The sequence below is a fragment of the Pseudomonas shiyinii genome (assembly GCF_056725765.1).
The window spans coordinates 95,071-112,573 of sequence record NZ_CM161522.1 but is presented as its reverse complement, the minus strand read 5'-3'; the positions used below and the strand labels follow the sequence as shown (position 1 = coordinate 112,573).

At 64.9% G+C, this 17,503-nt stretch carries 14 protein-coding genes; 11 read left to right on the top strand and 3 right to left on the bottom strand.

The annotated features are described in order from the left end of the window. Position 1 precedes the first annotated feature (1 nt). The gene (gene bioB, locus ACXHGZ_RS00535) at positions 2–1,060 is read right to left on the bottom strand and encodes a biotin synthase BioB (RefSeq protein WP_224457690.1); all 1,059 of its coding nucleotides are present in this window, start codon (positions 1,058–1,060) and stop codon (positions 2–4) included. An 89-nt stretch (positions 1,061–1,149) separates the two neighbouring features. Between bioB and ACXHGZ_RS00530 the strand changes: the two genes are divergently transcribed. The 4 genes from ACXHGZ_RS00530 (at position 1,150) to rarD (ending at position 4,781) form a co-directional block, all read left to right on the top strand. Beyond that, positions 1,150–1,887 (top strand): ComFC family protein, encoded by a 738-nt coding sequence (locus tag ACXHGZ_RS00530; RefSeq protein WP_480461906.1) that lies wholly within the window; start codon positions 1,150–1,152, stop codon positions 1,885–1,887. Positions 1,888–2,010: 123 nt separating this feature from the next. Further along, positions 2,011–2,775, top strand: a complete 765-nt coding sequence (locus tag ACXHGZ_RS00525; RefSeq protein ID WP_480461904.1) for a TOBE domain-containing protein — start codon at positions 2,011–2,013, stop codon at positions 2,773–2,775. Positions 2,776–2,855: 80 nt separating this feature from the next. Next, positions 2,856–3,830, top strand: coding sequence for a serine/threonine protein kinase (locus ACXHGZ_RS00520; protein ID WP_480461902.1), 975 nt, complete (start codon positions 2,856–2,858; stop codon positions 3,828–3,830). 63 nt (positions 3,831–3,893) lie between these two features. Next, positions 3,894–4,781: an EamA family transporter RarD gene (rarD, locus tag ACXHGZ_RS00515; protein ID WP_480461901.1), complete on the top strand. Its 888-nt coding sequence runs from the start codon at positions 3,894–3,896 to the stop codon at positions 4,779–4,781. 247 nt (positions 4,782–5,028) lie between these two features. Here the strand turns inward: rarD and ACXHGZ_RS00510 are convergent, their stop codons facing one another. Further along, positions 5,029–5,547: a glycine cleavage system transcriptional repressor gene (locus ACXHGZ_RS00510; protein WP_084856265.1), complete on the bottom strand. Its 519-nt coding sequence runs from the start codon at positions 5,545–5,547 to the stop codon at positions 5,029–5,031. Positions 5,548–6,010: 463 nt separating this feature from the next. On the opposite strand from ACXHGZ_RS00510, the gene ACXHGZ_RS00505 reads away from it, so the two are divergent. After that, positions 6,011–8,188 (top strand): malate synthase G, encoded by a 2,178-nt coding sequence (locus tag ACXHGZ_RS00505; protein WP_224457686.1) that lies wholly within the window; start codon positions 6,011–6,013, stop codon positions 8,186–8,188. 204 nt (positions 8,189–8,392) lie between these two features. Here the strand turns inward: ACXHGZ_RS00505 and ACXHGZ_RS00500 are convergent, their stop codons facing one another. After that, entirely contained in the window at positions 8,393–8,845 is a 453-nt protein-coding gene (locus ACXHGZ_RS00500) for a response regulator (protein WP_253249327.1), read from the bottom strand. Positions 8,846–9,055: 210 nt separating this feature from the next. On the opposite strand from ACXHGZ_RS00500, the gene ACXHGZ_RS00495 reads away from it, so the two are divergent. From ACXHGZ_RS00495 to ACXHGZ_RS00470, 6 genes are all read left to right on the top strand, one after another. Then, positions 9,056–10,993: a DUF294 nucleotidyltransferase-like domain-containing protein gene (locus ACXHGZ_RS00495; protein WP_480461900.1), complete on the top strand. Its 1,938-nt coding sequence runs from the start codon at positions 9,056–9,058 to the stop codon at positions 10,991–10,993. After that, positions 10,990–11,700: a 3'-5' exonuclease gene (locus ACXHGZ_RS00490; RefSeq protein WP_480461899.1), complete on the top strand. Its 711-nt coding sequence runs from the start codon at positions 10,990–10,992 to the stop codon at positions 11,698–11,700. The genes ACXHGZ_RS00495 and ACXHGZ_RS00490 overlap by 4 nt, the downstream gene beginning before the upstream one ends. A gap of 118 nt (positions 11,701–11,818) precedes the next feature. Next, a complete protein-coding gene (locus tag ACXHGZ_RS00485) occupies positions 11,819–12,337 on the top strand; it encodes an RNA polymerase sigma factor (protein WP_480461898.1) in 519 nt (172 codons plus the stop codon). Continuing rightward, on the top strand, positions 12,334–13,290 hold the full coding sequence (locus tag ACXHGZ_RS00480) for a FecR domain-containing protein (RefSeq protein ID WP_480461896.1): 957 nt from the start codon (positions 12,334–12,336) through the stop codon (positions 13,288–13,290). Before ACXHGZ_RS00485 ends, ACXHGZ_RS00480 begins: the two co-directional genes overlap by 4 nt. Before the next feature lie 207 nt (positions 13,291–13,497). Next, positions 13,498–15,927 (top strand): TonB-dependent siderophore receptor, encoded by a 2,430-nt coding sequence (locus ACXHGZ_RS00475; protein WP_480461894.1) that lies wholly within the window; start codon positions 13,498–13,500, stop codon positions 15,925–15,927. A 117-nt stretch (positions 15,928–16,044) separates the two neighbouring features. Further along, a complete protein-coding gene (locus ACXHGZ_RS00470) occupies positions 16,045–17,157 on the top strand; it encodes a PepSY-associated TM helix domain-containing protein (protein ID WP_480461893.1) in 1,113 nt (370 codons plus the stop codon). The last annotated feature ends 346 nt before the right edge of the window (positions 17,158–17,503 follow it).

Here is a 17,503-nt window from a genome sequence, read left to right as displayed (position 1 = left end):
GTCAGGCCGAAGCTGCGTCGTAGAACAGCTCGCTGCTGCGTTGCTCGACCAACGCCTGTTCGATGGCCGCCTGGTGCACTTCGTCGGCGTGCTCTTCACGGGCTTCTGGCTGGATACCAAGGCGGGCGAACAGCTGCATGTCCTTGTCGGCCTGGGGGTTGGCCGTGGTCAGCAGTTTCTCGCCATAGAAGATCGAGTTGGCACCGGCCATGAAGGCCAGGGCCTGCATCTGTTCGTTCATCTGTTCGCGGCCGGCGGAGAGGCGCACATGGGACTTGGGCATCAGGATGCGTGCCACCGCCAGCATGCGGATGAAATCGAACGGGTCGACATCCTCCTCGTCGGCCAACGGCGTACCGGCGACCTTGACCAGCATGTTGATCGGCACCGACTCCGGATGCTCCGGCAGGTTGGCCAACTGGATCAACAGGCCTGCGCGGTCATCGAGCGACTCGCCCATGCCGAGGATGCCGCCGGAGCAGATCTTCATCCCGGCGTCGCGCACGTAGGCCAGGGTCTGCAGGCGTTCGCCGTAGGTGCGGGTGGTGATGATGCTGCCGTAGAACTCCGGCGAGGTATCAAGGTTGTGGTTGTAGTAGTCCAAACCGGCCTCTGCCAGGGCCTTGGTCTGCTCCTGGTCGAGCTTGCCGAGGGTCATGCAGGTTTCCAGGCCCATGGCCTTGACCCCTTTGACCATCTCCAGCACGTAGGGCATGTCCTTGGCCGACGGGTGTTTCCAGGCAGCGCCCATGCAGAAGCGGGTAGAGCCGATGGCCTTGGCGCGGGCGGCTTCTTCCAGGACCTTCTGCACTTCCATCAGCTTCTGCTTTTCCAGCCCGGTGTTGTAGTGGCCGGACTGCGGACAATATTTGCAATCTTCCGGGCAGGCGCCGGTCTTGATCGACAGCAAGGTGGAAACCTGCACGCGGTTAGGGTCGAAATGCGCGCGGTGCACCGTCTGCGCCTGGAACAGCAGGTCGTTGAACGGCTGTTGGAACAGAGCCTTGACCTCGGCGAGGGTCCAGTCGTGACGTGTTGTTGCAGTTGTGCTGGCGCTCATCGGCGTTTCCTTGTTTAGGCTTTGACTGGCGCCGGGACAGGAAAGCCCACCAGCGCATCACGGATACGCCGCATACTCAGGGAAGGACCATGGACTGTCAACCGCTCATAAAACGCTTGGTTTACAAGTGTTCAAATATTGATCACAGCTGTTTGCTCTGCGATGAAACCAGCGCACAGCCTTACCCATTGTGCATGCACTGCGAACAGGCCCTGCCCTGGCTGGACGAGCACTGCACCCGTTGCGCCCTGCCCCTGCCGATGAGCGGCTTGACCTGCGCCCAGTGCAGCCGCGTATCACCGGCCTTCGAGCAGGTCGTGGCGCCGTGGCACTTCGGCTTTCCGGTCGATGCGTTGGTCAGCCGCTTCAAGCACCGCAGCCAGTGGCCGCTGGGCCGGCTGATGGCCTTGCTGCTGGGGCAGGCCCTGCTGCATCGCTACGGGGAGGGCATGGCAAAACCTGACCAGTTGTTGCCCGTGCCCCTGACACGGCGTCGACTGCGCCAGCGGGGCTTCAACCAGGCGGCTATGCTTGCCCGGTGGTTGTCCAGGCAGTTGGCGGTCCCGTGCAATGAAACGCTGCTGCAGCGCACTCGCGATACACCGGCCCAGCAAACCCTCGGTGCCCGGGCACGAAAGCGTAACCTGCGAATGGCCTTCGGCCTGGCGCCCGGGGCGCGGCTCGATGGGCTGCACCTGGCCATTGTCGATGACGTGCTGACCACCGGTGCAACTGCCCAGGCCATCGCGATGTTGCTGCGCAAGGCCGGGGCGCGGCGGGTCGATGTGTATTGCCTGGCGCGTACGCCCAGGCCGGGGCAGGGTTGAGCCTTTGGGGCTCAATTCCAGGGGATATGTGGCCTGTGAGATCGAGGCTGCCAAGGCTGACCTTGACTTGCCTGCAGGCGAGCGGCACCGTCACTGCATCCTCACCACGACCGATACGCCACCATGTCCCTACCCGCCCTGCTCACCCAGCACATCGCCCGTCGCCCGCAGCGCATCGCCTTGCTGCAGCACGTCGCCGAACAGGGCTCGATCACACGCGCCGCGAAGGCTGCCGGCATCAGCTACAAGGCCGCCTGGGATGCCATCGATGAGCTCAACAACCTGGCCAGCCGCCCCCTGGTGGAGCGCAGCACCGGAGGGCGGGGCGGCGGCGGGGCGCGGTTGTCCGCCGAGGGCGAACGAGTCCTGCGTCTGTACCAGCGGTTGCAGGCGCTGCAAGCACAGGTCTTCGAGGCGGCGGAAGAAAGCAGCGACTTCGACCTGCTCGGCCGCTTGATGCTGCGTACCAGTGCGCGCAACCAACTGCATGGACAGGTCAGCGGGCTGCGCCGTGAAGGGCGGCATGACCGTGTCAGCCTGGACCTGGGCGGCGGCCTGGAAATCGAAGCGTTGATCACCCGCGACAGCACCGAGCGTCTGGAGCTGGCGCTGGGCACGCCTGTGGTGGCCTTGCTGAAGGCAGGCTGGGTGCAGGTGCTCGGCGAGGCTGACTCGGCCACCGAGGGCAGCAACTGCCTGCAGGCCACGGTCGAGGACATGCTGGCCGATGACAACGGGCCCAGCGAGGTGCGATTGGTGCTGGGCAACGGGCAGACGCTCTGTGCGTTCGCCGAGGCGCGCTGGCTGGAACAGACCAAGGTCATCCCAGGCAGCCGGGTGCGGGCGCAGTTCCACCCGTCTTACGTACTGCTGGGCGTGCCGTTGTAGCCCGACCGTTTGCCGCCCACCCAACCCGCTCCAAACCTGCGTTACCATGGCGCCCATCGCACCTCGTGCCCGGAGCCGCCATGTCGCACCCCTTCGATACCCTCACCCCCGACCTGGTCCTGGATGCCGTGGAAAGCCTGGGCTTTCTCAGCGACGCCCGGGTGCTGGCGCTCAACAGCTACGAGAACCGCGTCTACCAGGTGGGCATCGAAGGGGCGCAACCGCTGATCGCCAAGTTCTACCGCCCCGGCCGCTGGAGCGACGATGCCATCCTCGAGGAACACCGCTTCAGCGCCGAACTTGCCGAGTGCGAGGTACCGGTCGTCGCCCCGCTGCAGCACGACGGCCGCAGCCTGTTCGAACACCAAGGCTTTCGCTTCACCCTGTTCCCACGGCGCGGCGGCCACGCGCCGGAGCCCGGCAACCTGGACCAGCTCTACCGCCTTGGCCAACTGCTCGGCCGCCTGCACGCGGTCGGCGCGGCGCGGCCCTTCGAGCACCGTGAAACACTGGCGGTGGATAACTTCGGCCACGCCTCGCTGGAAACCCTGCTCGCCGGCGATTTCGTTCCCCGCGAGCTGCTGCCGGCCTTCGAGTCCGTCGCCCGCGATGTGCTCCAGCGGGTCGAGGCCATCTATGCACGCACCCCGCACCAGGTGATCCGCCTGCACGGCGATTGCCACCCCGGCAACCTGATGTACCGTGACGAGACGTTCCATATCGTCGACCTGGACGACTGCCGCATGGGCCCGGCCGTCCAGGACCTATGGATGATGCTCGCCGGCAGCCGCGAAGAACGCATGGGCCAATTGGCCGAACTGATCGACGGCTACAACGAGTTCCATGACTTCGACCCACGCCAGCTGGCGCTGATCGAACCCCTGCGCGCCCTGCGCCAGTTGCACTACAGTGCCTGGCTGGCCCGACGCTGGGACGACCCGGCGTTCCCGCCCAGCTTCCCCTGGTTCGGCCAGCCACGTTACTGGGGCGACCAGATCCTCGCCCTGCGCGAACAGATCGCCGCATTGGACGAAGAACCGCTGAAATTGTTTTAGGAGCGCCGGGCGCTCTGTCTACAATAGGCGTGCTGTATTTAGTTACCTAAGCAAGGAATCTGCATGCACGCCGCAAACCCGCGTCGCGGGTATATCCTGGGCCTGAGCGCCTATATCATCTGGGGCCTGTTCCCCTTGTACTTCAAAGCCATCCAGAGCGTTCCGGCGGTCGAGATCATCGTCCACCGCGTACTCTGGTCGGCGCTGTTCGGCTCGCTCCTGCTGCTGGTCTGGAAGCACCCAGGCTGGTGGCGCGAACTGCGCGACAACCCGCGCCGCCTGGCCATCCTGGCCCTGAGCGGGGCACTGATCGCTGGCAACTGGCTGACCTATGTGTGGTCGGTGAACAACGGGCGCATGCTCGAGGCGAGCCTGGGCTACTACATCAACCCGCTGGTCAACGTGCTGCTGGGCATGCTGCTGCTCGGCGAGCGCCTGCGCCGCCTGCAGTGGCTGGCGGTGGGGCTGGCGGCGGTGGGTGTGGCTCAGCAGGTCTGGCAGGTCGGCAGCCTGCCCTGGGTTTCGCTGGTGCTGGCGCTGTCGTTCGGCTTCTATGGCCTGATCCGCAAGCAGGCGCCGGTGGCAGCCCTGCCAGGGCTGGTGGTGGAAACCTGGATGCTGGTACCCCTGGCCCTTGGCTGGCTGTTGTTGCATCCAACGGCGACCAGCACCCAGGCCGAGTTCTACACCAGCAGCGAAGCGCTCTGGCTGATGGCCGCAGGGCCGGTCACCCTGGTGCCGCTGGTGTGCTTCAACGCCGCCGCACGCCACTTGCCCTACACCACGCTGGGCTTCCTGCAGTACCTGGCGCCGACCCTGGTGTTGCTGCAGGCGGTGTTGCTGTTCGGTGAGCAACTGTCCTCCAGCACCCTGATGGCGTTCATGTTCATCTGGGCGGGCCTGGCCATCTATAGCGTCGATGCCTGGTTGAGTTTGCGCAAGCGAAGCTGATCAAAAAACGATCAAATCTCTGCAGGCCTCGTATTACGGGGTGTGCAGAGACATCTCCAAAGGTTATCCACACCCTCGTCCCCGTGCTTTGTGCACAAGCCCCTGATATCTGGACGTTTTTTGCTCAAAGCTCTGGAGCCCGCGAATTTCTTGGGCTGGGGAGGAGCGCCCCCAGGTTATCCACAGCACCGCCCCCATGATCTTGGGATAACCTCTTTCGCGGGTTTACCCGCGAAACACTCGGCGCTCAGTCTTCCGGCCGCAGCTTGAGCTCCACCATCAGGTCGTCGGCCAGGCTCTCCAGCCTGTGCTGCAGATCATCCAGCGATAGGGTCAGGGGCAGCGCCAGCAACGCATCGGCATGGAACAGCGGCTCGCTGCTCATAGGCGCCGGCCTTACCTCGGTGGTGAAGCGCTCCAGGTTCACGCCTTGCTCGGCCAGCAAGCGGGTGATGTCCCGCACGATACCCGGCCGGTCGTTGCCCACCAGCTCCATGGCGATCGGCTTCCAGGTGCAGGACGGCTCGATGCCGCTCTCGGCGATCAGCACGCGAATGTCATGGCTGGACAGCTTGTGCAGGGCCTCGACCAGGTCATCGTAGGATTCAGCCGGCACCGCGACCCGCAGGATCCCGGCGAATTGCCCGGCCATCCGCGACATGCGACTCTCCAGCCAGTTACCGTTATGCTCGGCAATGCATTGGGCGATGCGTTCGACCTGCCCGGCCTTGTCGGGGGCGATCACTGTCAGTACGAGATGGTCCACGGGGCCGCTCCTCAGCTCTGCTAGTCAGGTGGCCGGCGCCGCTGCGCACGGCGAAATACGGGGGCATCGCAACAGTATAGGCAAGGCGCGGCAACCTGCCGCAGGGCGGTCCGCACAACGAATCGTGTACTGTTTCAAGATTTATCTGGAACAATCCACCTGTTTTTTGCGAACATAACGTCTCCCAGCGTGACCCTATGCGATCTGTTGGTCGCACAACGACGCTTTTAGTCTGATTCCACCTCGTCTGCTGCTTCATGTAGTATGCCGCGGCGCGGACTACAAAACGTCGTTTGGATGTCTGCCAAGGCGCCTGTGAAAATACGCAACCCGCCCGCCGGCCCGTCTGGCGAGCCGCACCCAGCCGCGCTCATACACGAGGGCAAGTACTGGTGCCGTGTTTAGAGAAGCGCTACAGGCTTAATACAGAAGAGCGAAATAGCTGAGCAGAGTGAGGCAAGCAATGACTGGATACGTTCAAGTCGGTGGCCTTCAGGTCGCCAAGGTCCTGTACGACTTCGTCAACGACGAAGCCATTCCAGGGACCGGCATCGTCGCCGAGCAGTTCTGGGCGGGTGCGGAAAAGATCATCAACGACCTCGCTCCAAAGAACAAAGCCCTGCTCGCCAAGCGCGACGAACTGCAAGCCAAGATCGACGCCTGGCACCAGGCGCGCAAAGGCCAGGCCCATGACGCCGTAGCCTACAAGAGCTTCCTCCAGGAAATCGGCTACCTGCTGCCACAAGCCGACGATTTCCAGGCCACCACCCAGAACGTGGACGAAGAAATCGCCCACATGGCCGGCCCGCAGCTGGTGGTGCCGGTGATGAACGCCCGCTTCGCCCTGAACGCCGCCAACGCCCGCTGGGGCTCGCTGTATGACGCGCTGTACGGCACCGATGCCATCAGCGACGAAGGCGGCGCCGAGAAAGGCCAGGGCTACAACAAGGTCCGTGGCGACAAAGTCATCGCCTTCGGCCGCGCCTTCCTCGACGAAGCCGCACCCCTGGCCGCCGGCTCCCATGTCGACTCCACCGGCTACCGCATCGAAGGCGGCAAGCTGGTCGTCGCCCTCAAAGGTGGCAGCAACAGCGGCCTGCGCGACGATGCCCAGCTGATCGGCTACCGTGGCGACGCCGCCGCGCCGACCGCGGTCCTGCTCAAGCACAACGGCCTGCACTTCGAGATCCAGGTCGACGCCAGCACCCCGGTCGGCAGCACCGACGCCGCCGGCGTGAAGGACATCCTGATGGAATCGGCGCTGACCACCATCATGGACTGCGAAGACTCCGTCGCCGCCGTCGATGCCGACGACAAGGTCGTGGTCTACCGCAACTGGCTGGGCCTGATGAAAGGCGACCTGTCCGAGAACGTGACCAAGGGCGGCAAGACCTTCACCCGCACCATGAACCCTGACCGCGAATACACCGCGCCCGCTGGCGGCACCGTCACCCTGCACGGCCGTTCGCTGCTGTTCGTGCGCAACGTCGGCCACCTGATGACCAACCCGGCGATCCTCGACGGCCAGGGCAACGAGATCCCGGAAGGTATCCAGGACGGCTTGTTCACCAACCTGATCGCCCTGCATAACCTCAAGGGCAACACCACCCGCAAGAACACCCGCACCGGCAGCGTGTACATCGTCAAGCCGAAGATGCACGGCCCTGAGGAAGTGGCATTCGCCGCCGAGATCTTCAGCCGCGTCGAAGACCTGCTGGGCATGGCGCGCAATACCGTCAAGGTCGGCATCATGGACGAGGAGCGCCGTACCACGGTCAACCTCAAGTCCTGCATCAAGGCTGCCGCCGAGCGCGTGGTGTTCATCAACACCGGCTTCCTCGACCGTACCGGTGACGAAATCCACACCTCCATGGAAGCCGGCGCCGTGGTGCGTAAGGGCGCCATGAAGAACGAGAAGTGGATCGGCGCCTACGAGAACAACAACGTCGATATCGGCCTGGCCACCGGCCTGCAAGGCCGCGCCCAGATCGGCAAGGGCATGTGGGCCATGCCTGACCTGATGGCCGCGATGCTCGAGCAGAAGATCGCCCACCCGCTGGCCGGCGCCAACACCGCTTGGGTACCATCGCCGACCGCCGCCACCCTGCACGCCCTGCACTACCACAAGGTCAACGTGCAGGAGCGCCAGCGCGAGCTGGCCAAGCGCGCACCGGCCTCGGTGGACGACATCCTGACCATCCCGCTGGCGGCCGACACCAACTGGTCGGCTGACGAGATCCGCAACGAGCTGGACAACAATGCCCAGGGCATCCTCGGCTATGTAGTCCGCTGGATCGACCAGGGTGTGGGTTGTTCCAAGGTGCCGGACATCAACGACGTCGGCCTGATGGAAGACCGCGCCACCCTGCGCATCTCGGCCCAGTTGCTGGCCAACTGGCTGCGCCACGGCATCGTCACCCAGGAGCAGGTGCTTGAAAGCCTCAAGCGCATGGCCGCGGTGGTGGACAAGCAGAACGCCGGCGACGCCCAGTACCGCCCGATGGCCCCGAACTTCGATGACAACATCGCGTTCCAGGCCGCCATCGAACTGGTGATCGAAGGCGCCAAGCAGCCGAACGGCTACACCGAGCCAGTGCTGCACCGCCGTCGTCGCGAGTTCAAGGCACGTAACGGGCTGTGATACCCCAGGGGCGAATGCCCGTCAGTTAAGGCCCCATCGCCGGCAAGCCGGCTCCCACCTGTCCTGCGCTGCTATTGTAGACACCGCGGAACCTGTGGGAGCCGGCTTGCCGGCGATGGGCTGCGAAGCAGCCCCAAATGCAGCCGATAAGGCTTAACTGACTGGCGTTACCCCGCTCATCAGGGGCTTGTCCCGTGATTGCTTTTACGGGTCGAACCGCAACTCCTTCCTCACCAGCGCCACCAACTTCCCCAGGTCCACCGGCTTGAGCAGGAAGTCCACCACCCCCAGGTGCATCACATCCACCGCCTCCTTCACGTCGGTGTCGCCCGACACCACGATGATCGACAATTCCGCCCGCTCCGATTCGCGCACCAGCCGGATCAACCCCAGACCATCCTCTGGCGCCATACGCAAATCGGTGATCATCAGGCCAATATGCCGGTTACGCCTGAGCTGCTCCAACGCTGCCTGTGCGCCGTCGGCAGACACGCACTCAAAGCCCTTCGCCTTCAGGTAGAGGCAAAGGGCCTCGCGGGTCGCAGCATCGTCATCCACCACCAGCACCACCTGCGGCGGAGCAGAGGGCGCGCTCACCTTGGCCAAGGCTTCGCGCTCGGCGTCACTCAGGATCTCGTCATGCTCGGCCATGGTCATCTCGTCAAAAAAATTCCGTTGCTGAAAGTTGAGACCGCAAAGCACCGCTATGCAAGCTGCCTTTCGTCGTCTATTTGACACCCAAGCGCCTCCGGGCAGCGCGCGCCGCAGCTTATAGACTTACGTCCAATGGGCACCGCAAGGCCACCGGCCGACCATGGAGCCTTAGAACAACAGGGCCTGCAACGGTCCCCCCAAGCGGTCAGTTCCATGAGCAAGAAGGACGCCTACAGCCAGGCCGGCAGAACGGCGGTTCTGCAGAACATCCAAGGCACCCTGCAGTTCCTGCAGCGCTTTCCGCCGTTCAACCAGATGGAGCACAGCCACCTGGCCTACCTGGTGGAGCAGTGCCAGCTGCGTTTCTACGCCAGCGGCGAAAGTATCATCAAGCCGGCCGACGGCCCGGTGGAGCATTTCTATATCGTCAAGCAGGGCCGGGTGGTCGGCGAGCGCCAGCATGTGACCAAGCCGGGCGTGGAGACCACGTTCGAGATCGCCAGCGGCGAATGCTTTCCGCTCGCCGCGCTGCTCGGGGAACGGGCCACCCGCACCGAGCACCTGGCAGGTGAAGACACGTTCTGCCTGCAACTGAACAAGGGCGCGTTCATCCGCGTGTTCTCCCTCTCGGAGCCCTTCCGCGACTTCGCCCTGCGCGGCGTCAGCAGCCTGCTCGACCAGGTCAACCAGCAGGTACGCCAGCGTGCAGTGGAAACACTGGGCACACAGTATTCGCTCAATACCCCGCTGGGTGAACTGGCCATGCGCCACCCGGTGGTCTGTGCGCCACAGATGCCCCTGCGCGAAGCCGTGGGGCTGATGCATGAGCAGCAGGTCGGCAGCATCGTGATTGTCGACCCGCAGCGCTTTCCCATCGGTATCTTCACCCTGCGCGACCTGCGCCACGTGGTGGCCGATGCCAGCGCCGAACTGACCGCGCCGATCGAGCGCTACATGACCGCGCAGCCGTTCTACCTCAGCCCCCAGGCCAGCGCCTTCGACGCGGCCATGGCCATGACCGAACGGCATATCGCCCATGTCTGCCTGGTGGACAACCAGCGCCTGTGCGGCGTGGTCTCCGAACGTGACCTGTTCTCCCTGCAGCGGGTCGACCTGGTGCACCTGGCCCGCACCATCCGCCACGCCCCGCGCCTGGAGAACCTGGTGTCGCTGCGCGGCGAGATCGGCCAATTGGTCGAACGCATGCTCGCCCATGGCGCCTCCTCCACCCAGATCACCCAGATCATTACCCTGCTCAACGACCACACCGTGTGCCGGGTGATCGAGCTGGCCCTGGCCGAACGCGGCGACCCGGGCGTGCCGTTCAGTTGGTTGTGCTTCGGCAGCGAAGGCCGGCGCGAGCAGACCCTGCACACCGACCAGGACAACGGGATTCTCTTCGAGGCCGCCGATGCTGCCGAGGCCGAAGCGATCCGCGCCCGCCTGCTGCCACTGGCGCAGTACATCAACCAGTGCCTGGCCCAGTGCGGCTTCACCCTCTGCAAGGGCAACGTTATGGCCGGCAACCCAGAACTGTGCCTGTCTCGCAGCGAATGGGCGCGACGCTTCAGCGGCTTCATTCGCGAAGCGAGCCCGGAGAACCTGCTCGGCTCGAGCATCTACTTCGACCTGCGCGTGGTCTGGGGCGATGAAAGCGGTTGCGAACAGCTGCGCCGCACCCTGCTCGAACAAGTGGCCGACAACCGCATCTTCCAGCGCATGATGGCCGACAACGCCTTGCGTCAGCGCCCGCCGGTAGGGCGCCTGCGCGAATTCGTGCTGACCCGCCAGGGCAATGACAAGGCCGCCACCCTCGACCTCAAGGTCCAGGGCCTGACCCCCTTCGTCGATGGCGCCCGGCTGTTGGCACTGGCCCATGGCATCAAGGCCTGCAACACCCTCGAACGCCTGCGCCACCTGGTGGCCCGCGGCATCATCGACCCGTTGGACGGCGCCGCGTACGAAGAGGCCTATCATTTCATCCAGCAGACCCGCATGCAGCAGCACCAGCGCCAGAGCCGCGACAACCTGCCCTACTCCAACCGGCTGGACCCAGACAGCCTCAACCACCTGGACCGGCGCATCCTGCGCGAGTCCCTGCGCCAGGCCCAGCGCCTGCAAAGCAGCCTGGCCCTGCGGTACCAGCTATGAACCTGCTCACCTGGCTGCGCCCGGCCCTGCCGGAGCTCGACAACACCCTGCGCCAGCGCCTCGCGCGCTTGCCCAAGGCGCCGACCTTGGGCGTTTCGTCCCTGCGCGAGCAACGCTGGGTGGTGCTGGACCTGGAGACCAGCGGCCTGAACGTCAACCGCGACCAGGTATTGTCGATCGGTGCCGTGGCCATCGAGGACGGTGCCATCGACCTGGGCCAGCAATTCGAACGTACCTTGCACCGGCCGGCCCAGAAGACCAATGCCAGCGTGCTGATCCACGGCCTGGGCCCAAGCGCCCTGGCCGCCGGCTGCGACCCTGCGCACGCGCTGGTCGATCTGCTGGAGTTCATTGGGGACAGCCCGGTGCTGGCCTTCCACGCGCCGTTCGACCAGCGCATGCTGGCCCGGGCGCTCAAGGACAGCCTCGGTTACCGACTGCAGCACCCATTCTTCGACATGGCTGAACTGGCCCCCATGCTCAATCCCGACACGGTGCTGCGCGAGGCCAGCCTGGACGACTGGATCGCCCGCTTCGGCCTGCAGGTAGAAGAGCGCCACCACGCCAGCGCCGATGCCCAGGTCACCGCCGAATTGGCTTTGATCCTGTTCAGTCAGGCCCGGCGCCAGCAGCTGGACAGCCCCCTGCAGTTGAACCTGCGCCTGCAGCAGTGGCGCCGGCGCAAGGCACACCAGTACAGCCTGTAGGAGCCGGGCGAATCACCAGGCATCTATCCGATAAGCGTCAATTGCACCCCGCACCCCGGCTCTGTCACAATCGCGAATAATTATCGTTAGTTAACGCATTCATTCCGGGGGACGCCTCTTGTCGTCTGCGCAGAGCCCACACGCCGAGCTGGTCGGTACCCTGTACCGCGACCACCGCGCCTGGCTGCTGGCCTGGCTGCAACGCAGCACGGCCTGCCGCCAGCGCGCCGAAGACCTGAGCCAGGACACCTTCGTGCGCCTGCTCGGTCGCGAGCAGCTGGTCACCCCCCGCGAACCCCGCGCTTTTCTCGTTGCCGTGGCCAAGGGCCTGCTGTTCGACCACTTCCGCCGCGCCGCCCTGGAGCAGGCCTACCTGGCGGAGCTGACACGCCTGCCGGAGGCAGAACACCCCTCCCCTGAGCTGCAGCACCTGATTCTCGAAGACCTCAAGGCCATCGACCGCCTGCTCGGCAAACTGTCGAGCAAAGCCCGCGCGGCCTTTCTGCATAACCGCCTGGACGGCATGGGTCATGCCGAGATCGCCGAACGCCTGGGGGTGTCGGTGTCACGCGTGCGCCAGTACATCGCCCAAGGCATGCGCCAGTGCTATGTGGCTCTTTATGGGGCGCCGCTGTGAACAACGCGCCGGTGTCGGCCAAGGTCCTGGATGCCGCCATCGCCTGGAAGCTGAGCCTGGACGAAGACCGCTGCACTCCAGACGAACGCAGTGATTTCCTGCGCTGGCATGCCGCCAGCGAGGAACACGCCCGTGCCTGGCACCAGCTGGGCATGCTCGACCAACGCGTGAGCGCTGCCGCCGGCCCCGCCCGCCAGGCCCTGCTGCAATCGCGGGCAGGCCTGCGCAGGCGCCTGGGCGGGTTCAGCGGCGGCTTGGCCGGGGTGCTGTTGTTGGGTGCGCTGCTGCTCGGCATCGCCTCGCCATCGCTGTCGCCGGGCTATTGGCTGGCTGACCAGCGCACCGGCACCGGTGAGCTGCGTACACTGCGCCTGGAAGATGGCACCCTGCTGAGCCTGAACACCAATACCGCGGTGGATATCGACTATGCAGGCGGGCAACGCTTGATCGTCCTGCACCAGGGCGAGATCTCCGTGGAAACCGGCCATGAAGACACCCGGCCGTTGCTGGTGCGCACCGACGATGGACGCCTGCGTCCCCTGGGTACGCGTTTCTTGGTTAAGCGCGAGAGCCAGGGGACGCGCCTGGAAGTGCTGCAGTCGGCGGTAGCCGCCAGGCCATCCAACAGCAGTGACGAGCAAGTCCTGCGCGAAGGCCAGCAAGTACTGATGACCGTCGATGGCCTTGGCCGGGTCGATCCGGTGGCCATGGGTGCCGATGCCTGGACCCGCGGCATGCTGGTGGTCGACAACGTGCGCCTGGCCGACTTGATCGCAACGCTGGGCCGTTACCGCAACGGCCACCTGGGCGTTGCCGACGAAGTGGCCGACCTGCGCGTGACCGGCAGCTTCCCGCTGACCGACACCGACCTGGCCCTGGCATCGCTCATGCCAGTGCTGCCGGTGAAGATCGAGCGGCATACGCCCTGGTGGGTAACCATCAGCGCCAAGTAACAGCCCTTGGGGGCTGCTTTGCAGCCCAATCGCCGGCAAGCCGGCTCCCACAGGCCTTGCACCGCCTTTGTGGGCGGCCTTGTGCCGCAATTGGGCCGCATAGCGGCCCCTTGGAAGCCGCCATCATTTTTTTCGAAAGCCTCTGTCACTTTTCCATTCTCGCTCGGCAAGGAAGCAACTAGCACTTATCCGTCGAGGAGCCGCTGCATGTCCCGTGCCGTTGATTCTTTCCTGCGCCCAAGCCTGGTGGCCCTGGCCATCGCCCTCGCTGCCCCGCTGGCCAGCCCCGCCCTGCAAGCCGCCGAGCAGTCGGCCCTGCGCGCCTATGACCTGCCCAGCGCCCCGTTGGCGAGCACCTTGACCCGGATCGCCAGCCAAGCCGGCATCGCCCTGGCGCTGGACCCAGCCTTGGTAGACGGTCGCAGCTCAGCCCCGGTCAGCGGCCAGTACGATGCCCTCGGCGCCCTGCAAGCCGCCCTACGCGGCACCGGCCTGCAGTTGCAGCAGAGCAGCGTAGGCAGCTACAGCCTGGTGGCCGCGCCCGACGGCACCCTGGCGCTGCCGGAGACGGCGATCAATGCCAGTAGCTACTACGAAACGGCATGGGGGCCGGTGGAAGGCTATACCGCGACCCGCACCGCCTCCGCCACCAAGACCGATACCGCGCTGGTCGAAGTCCCCCGCTCCATTTCCGTCGCCACCCGCCAGCAGATGGACGACCGCAGCGTGAACAGCCTCGATGATGCCGTGCGCTACATGCCGGGAATCGTTTCGGCCAGTTTTGGCAGCGACAAGCGCTATGACTGGATGCGCGTGCGCGGTTTCGAGCCGACCCAGTTCCTCGATGGCCTGCCGCTGCCCCGTGGCGTGTACGCCAACCCCAAGGCCGAAACCTGGAACCTTGACCGCCTCGCGCTGCTGCGCGGCCCAGCGTCGTCGATCTACGGCCAGACACCCCCAGGCGGCTTGCTGGACATGGTCAGCCGCCGGCCGCAGGCCGAAAGCCACCAGGAGATCCAGCTCCAGTACGGCAGCGACAACCACCGCCAGATCAACTTCGCCAGTACCGGCAAGCTCGACGACCAGGGCCAGTTCCTCTACAGCCTCAGCGGCGTGCTTCGCGACGGCGGCACGCAGATCGACCATGTCGACGACAAACGCTACAACCTCGCGCCCAGCCTGACCTGGAACATCGACGAGGATACCTCGCTGACCTTCCTGACCCAGTTCACCCGCGACGATACCGGCGTCACCAGCCAGTTCCGCCCGATCCAGGGCACCAAGATCGACATGCCGTTCGGCAAGATCTCCCACCACAAGAACCTGGGCGACCCGAACTACGAGTTCTACGACCGCACCTATTACGCGCTGGGCTACGCCTTCGAGCACCGCATCAATGACGTCTGGCAGTTCCGCCAGAACCTGCGCTACACCAAGTCGGACCTGGCGTTCCAGACGATCACGGTCAACGCCTACAACACATCCGCCCCACCGGTGGACGACCTGGGCAACGTCAAACGGATGTCCACCAATGTCGATGAAGACATCAGCCAGTTCGCCGTCGACAACAACTTCCAGGCCGACTTCAGCACAGGTGATATCAGCCATACCCTGCTGATCGGCCTGGACCACCAGCGCACCAATACCAACTACCTGGCGATCTATGGCGCTGTCCCGGACAGCAACGTCAACGACCCGGTATATGGCCTGCCGATCACCCGACCACCCCGGTCCTCGGCCTTCTACGACTACAACCAGAAGACCCGTCAGACTGGCGTCTACGTCCAGGACCAGATGGCCCTCGGCAATTGGCGCCTGACCCTGGGCGGGCGTGAGGACTGGGTGCATACCGGCACCACCTTCTTCAACAAGGGCGATGCCACCAACACCGAGCGCGACAGCAATTTCAGCGGCAACGCGGCCATCAGTTACGTGTTCGACTCGGGCTTCGTGCCCTACCTGTCCTATGCCGAGTCGTTCCAACCGACCAGCAATGCCTCTGCCGACCCGGTGAATTCATTCAAGCCCACCGAAGGCCAGCAGTGGGAGCTGGGCATCAAATACCAGCCGCCAGGCTCCAATACCTTGTTGTCTGCGGCCGTCTACGACCTGACCCAGAAAAACGTCTCGGTCACCAACAACGTGGGCGGCGTCACCGTCACCAGCCAGAGCGGCGAAGTGAAGGTCCGCGGCCTTGAGCTCGAAGCCGTCTCCGACGTGACCGAGAACCTGAAGGTGGTCGCGGCCTATACCCTGGCCAAGTCCGAAGTGCAGGACGGCCTGTACAAGGGCAACCGCCTGCAGTTGATGCCCAACCAGCAAGCCTCGTTGTGGGCCGACTACACCTGGCACACCGGTGTACTGGACGGCTTCGGGATCGGTCTCGGTGCGCGCTATACCGGCAACACCTATGGCGACCAGGGCAATACCTGGCTGGGCAAGGCCGATGCGTACACGGTGTTCGATGCCGCCGTGCACTACGACCTCGGACGCCTGGACAACAGCCTCAAGGGGGCCTCGGTGGCGCTCAATGCCACCAACCTGCTGGACAAGGACTATATCTCCACCTGTGACGCGTACTACTGCTATTACGGGGACCAGCGCAGCGTCGTGGCCAGCGCCACCTACAAGTTCTGAGTAACGGGGGGCCGCTGCGCGGCCCTTTCGCGGCGCAAGGCCGCTCCTACAGGGGATGCAGTTTGTGGGAGCGGGCTTGCCCCGCGATTGCGTCGCTAGCACCTTTCGGAAATCGCGATGAAAAGCCAAACCATCCGCCGCTGGTCGGCGATCCATACCTGGAGCAGCCTGGTCTGCACCCTGTTCCTGCTGTTGCTGGCCCTGACCGGCCTGCCGCTGATCTTCCACCACGAATTGGAGCACCTGCTGGGCGACGCCCCCGAGCTGCGCGAAATGCCCGCCGATACCCCGCACCTGGACCTGCAGCAACTGGTGCTCAAGGCCCAGGCCCATCGCCCCGGCGAAGTGGTGCAATATTTCGGTTACGACGAAGACGACCGCAACGGCGTGATCGCCATCACGGCAGCCACGGCCGGTACCGAGCCGAATTCGTCGCATACCTTCATGCTCGACGCCCGCACGGGCGAAGCCGTCGCCATGCCTGCAGCCAACGGCGGCTTCATGATGACCATGCTGCGCCTGCATGTAGATATGTTCGCCGGCCTGCCGGGCAAGCTGGTGCTGGCGTTCATGGGGGTGCTGTTCGTGCTGGCGATCGTCTCTGGTACCGTGCTCTACGCGCCGTTCATGCGCCGCCTGAAGTTCGCCACGGTGCGCAACGACCGCTCACGCCGGCTGCGCTGGCTCGACCTGCACAACCTGATCGGCGTCGTCACCCTCACCTGGGCGTTGGTGGTCGGCGTCACCGGTGTGATCAGCGCCCTCTCCGACCTGGTCATCGCCGCCTGGCGCAACGACAGCCTGGCGGCGATGGTCGCCCCCTACCACGATGCCCCGCCGCTCACCGAACGCGCGCCGGCCAGCCGCCTGCTGGACATCGCCACCCAGGCCGCACCGGGCATGCAGCCAGATTTCATCGCCTTCCCGGGCACGCGCTTTTCCAGCGAGCACCACTATGCAGTGTTCATGAAAGGCGCCACGCACTTGACGTCGCACCTGCTGACACCGGTGCTGATCGATGCCCGCACGCTGGCGGTCACGGCCGTCGGTGAAAGGCCCTGGTACATGGACACCATGCTCCTGTCGCAACCGCTGCACTTTGGCGACTACGGCGGCCGGCCGATGCAGATCCTCTGGGCGGTGCTCGACGTGCTGACCATCATCGTGCTCGGCAGTGGGGTTTACCTGTGGTGGGGTAAACAGCGTAAGGCACGGGAGGTGACGGCATGAGCCACAGGTCGCAGTCGACGCGGCGGATCTTTGCCTGGCCCATGGTGATTGCCGTGCTCGGTGCTGGAGGGCTGTTCGCTGCGCTGTTGGGGGACGGCGCGTGGGATGTGCTGGCGTGGGCGGGGCTGGGGATACCGGCGGTGCTGGGACTTCGGGGGCTGTGTTGGAAGTGAGGCCCTCGAGCTAATGCCTGTCAGCTAAGCCTCATCCGGCTGCTCTTGAGGCTGCTACGCAGCCCATCGCCGACAAGCCGGCTCCCATAGAACAGCGCATAACTGTTTGATCTTGTAGACCCTGTGGGAGCGGGCTTGTCCCGCGATTAGGCCGGCCCCAGTATCACGGTCGC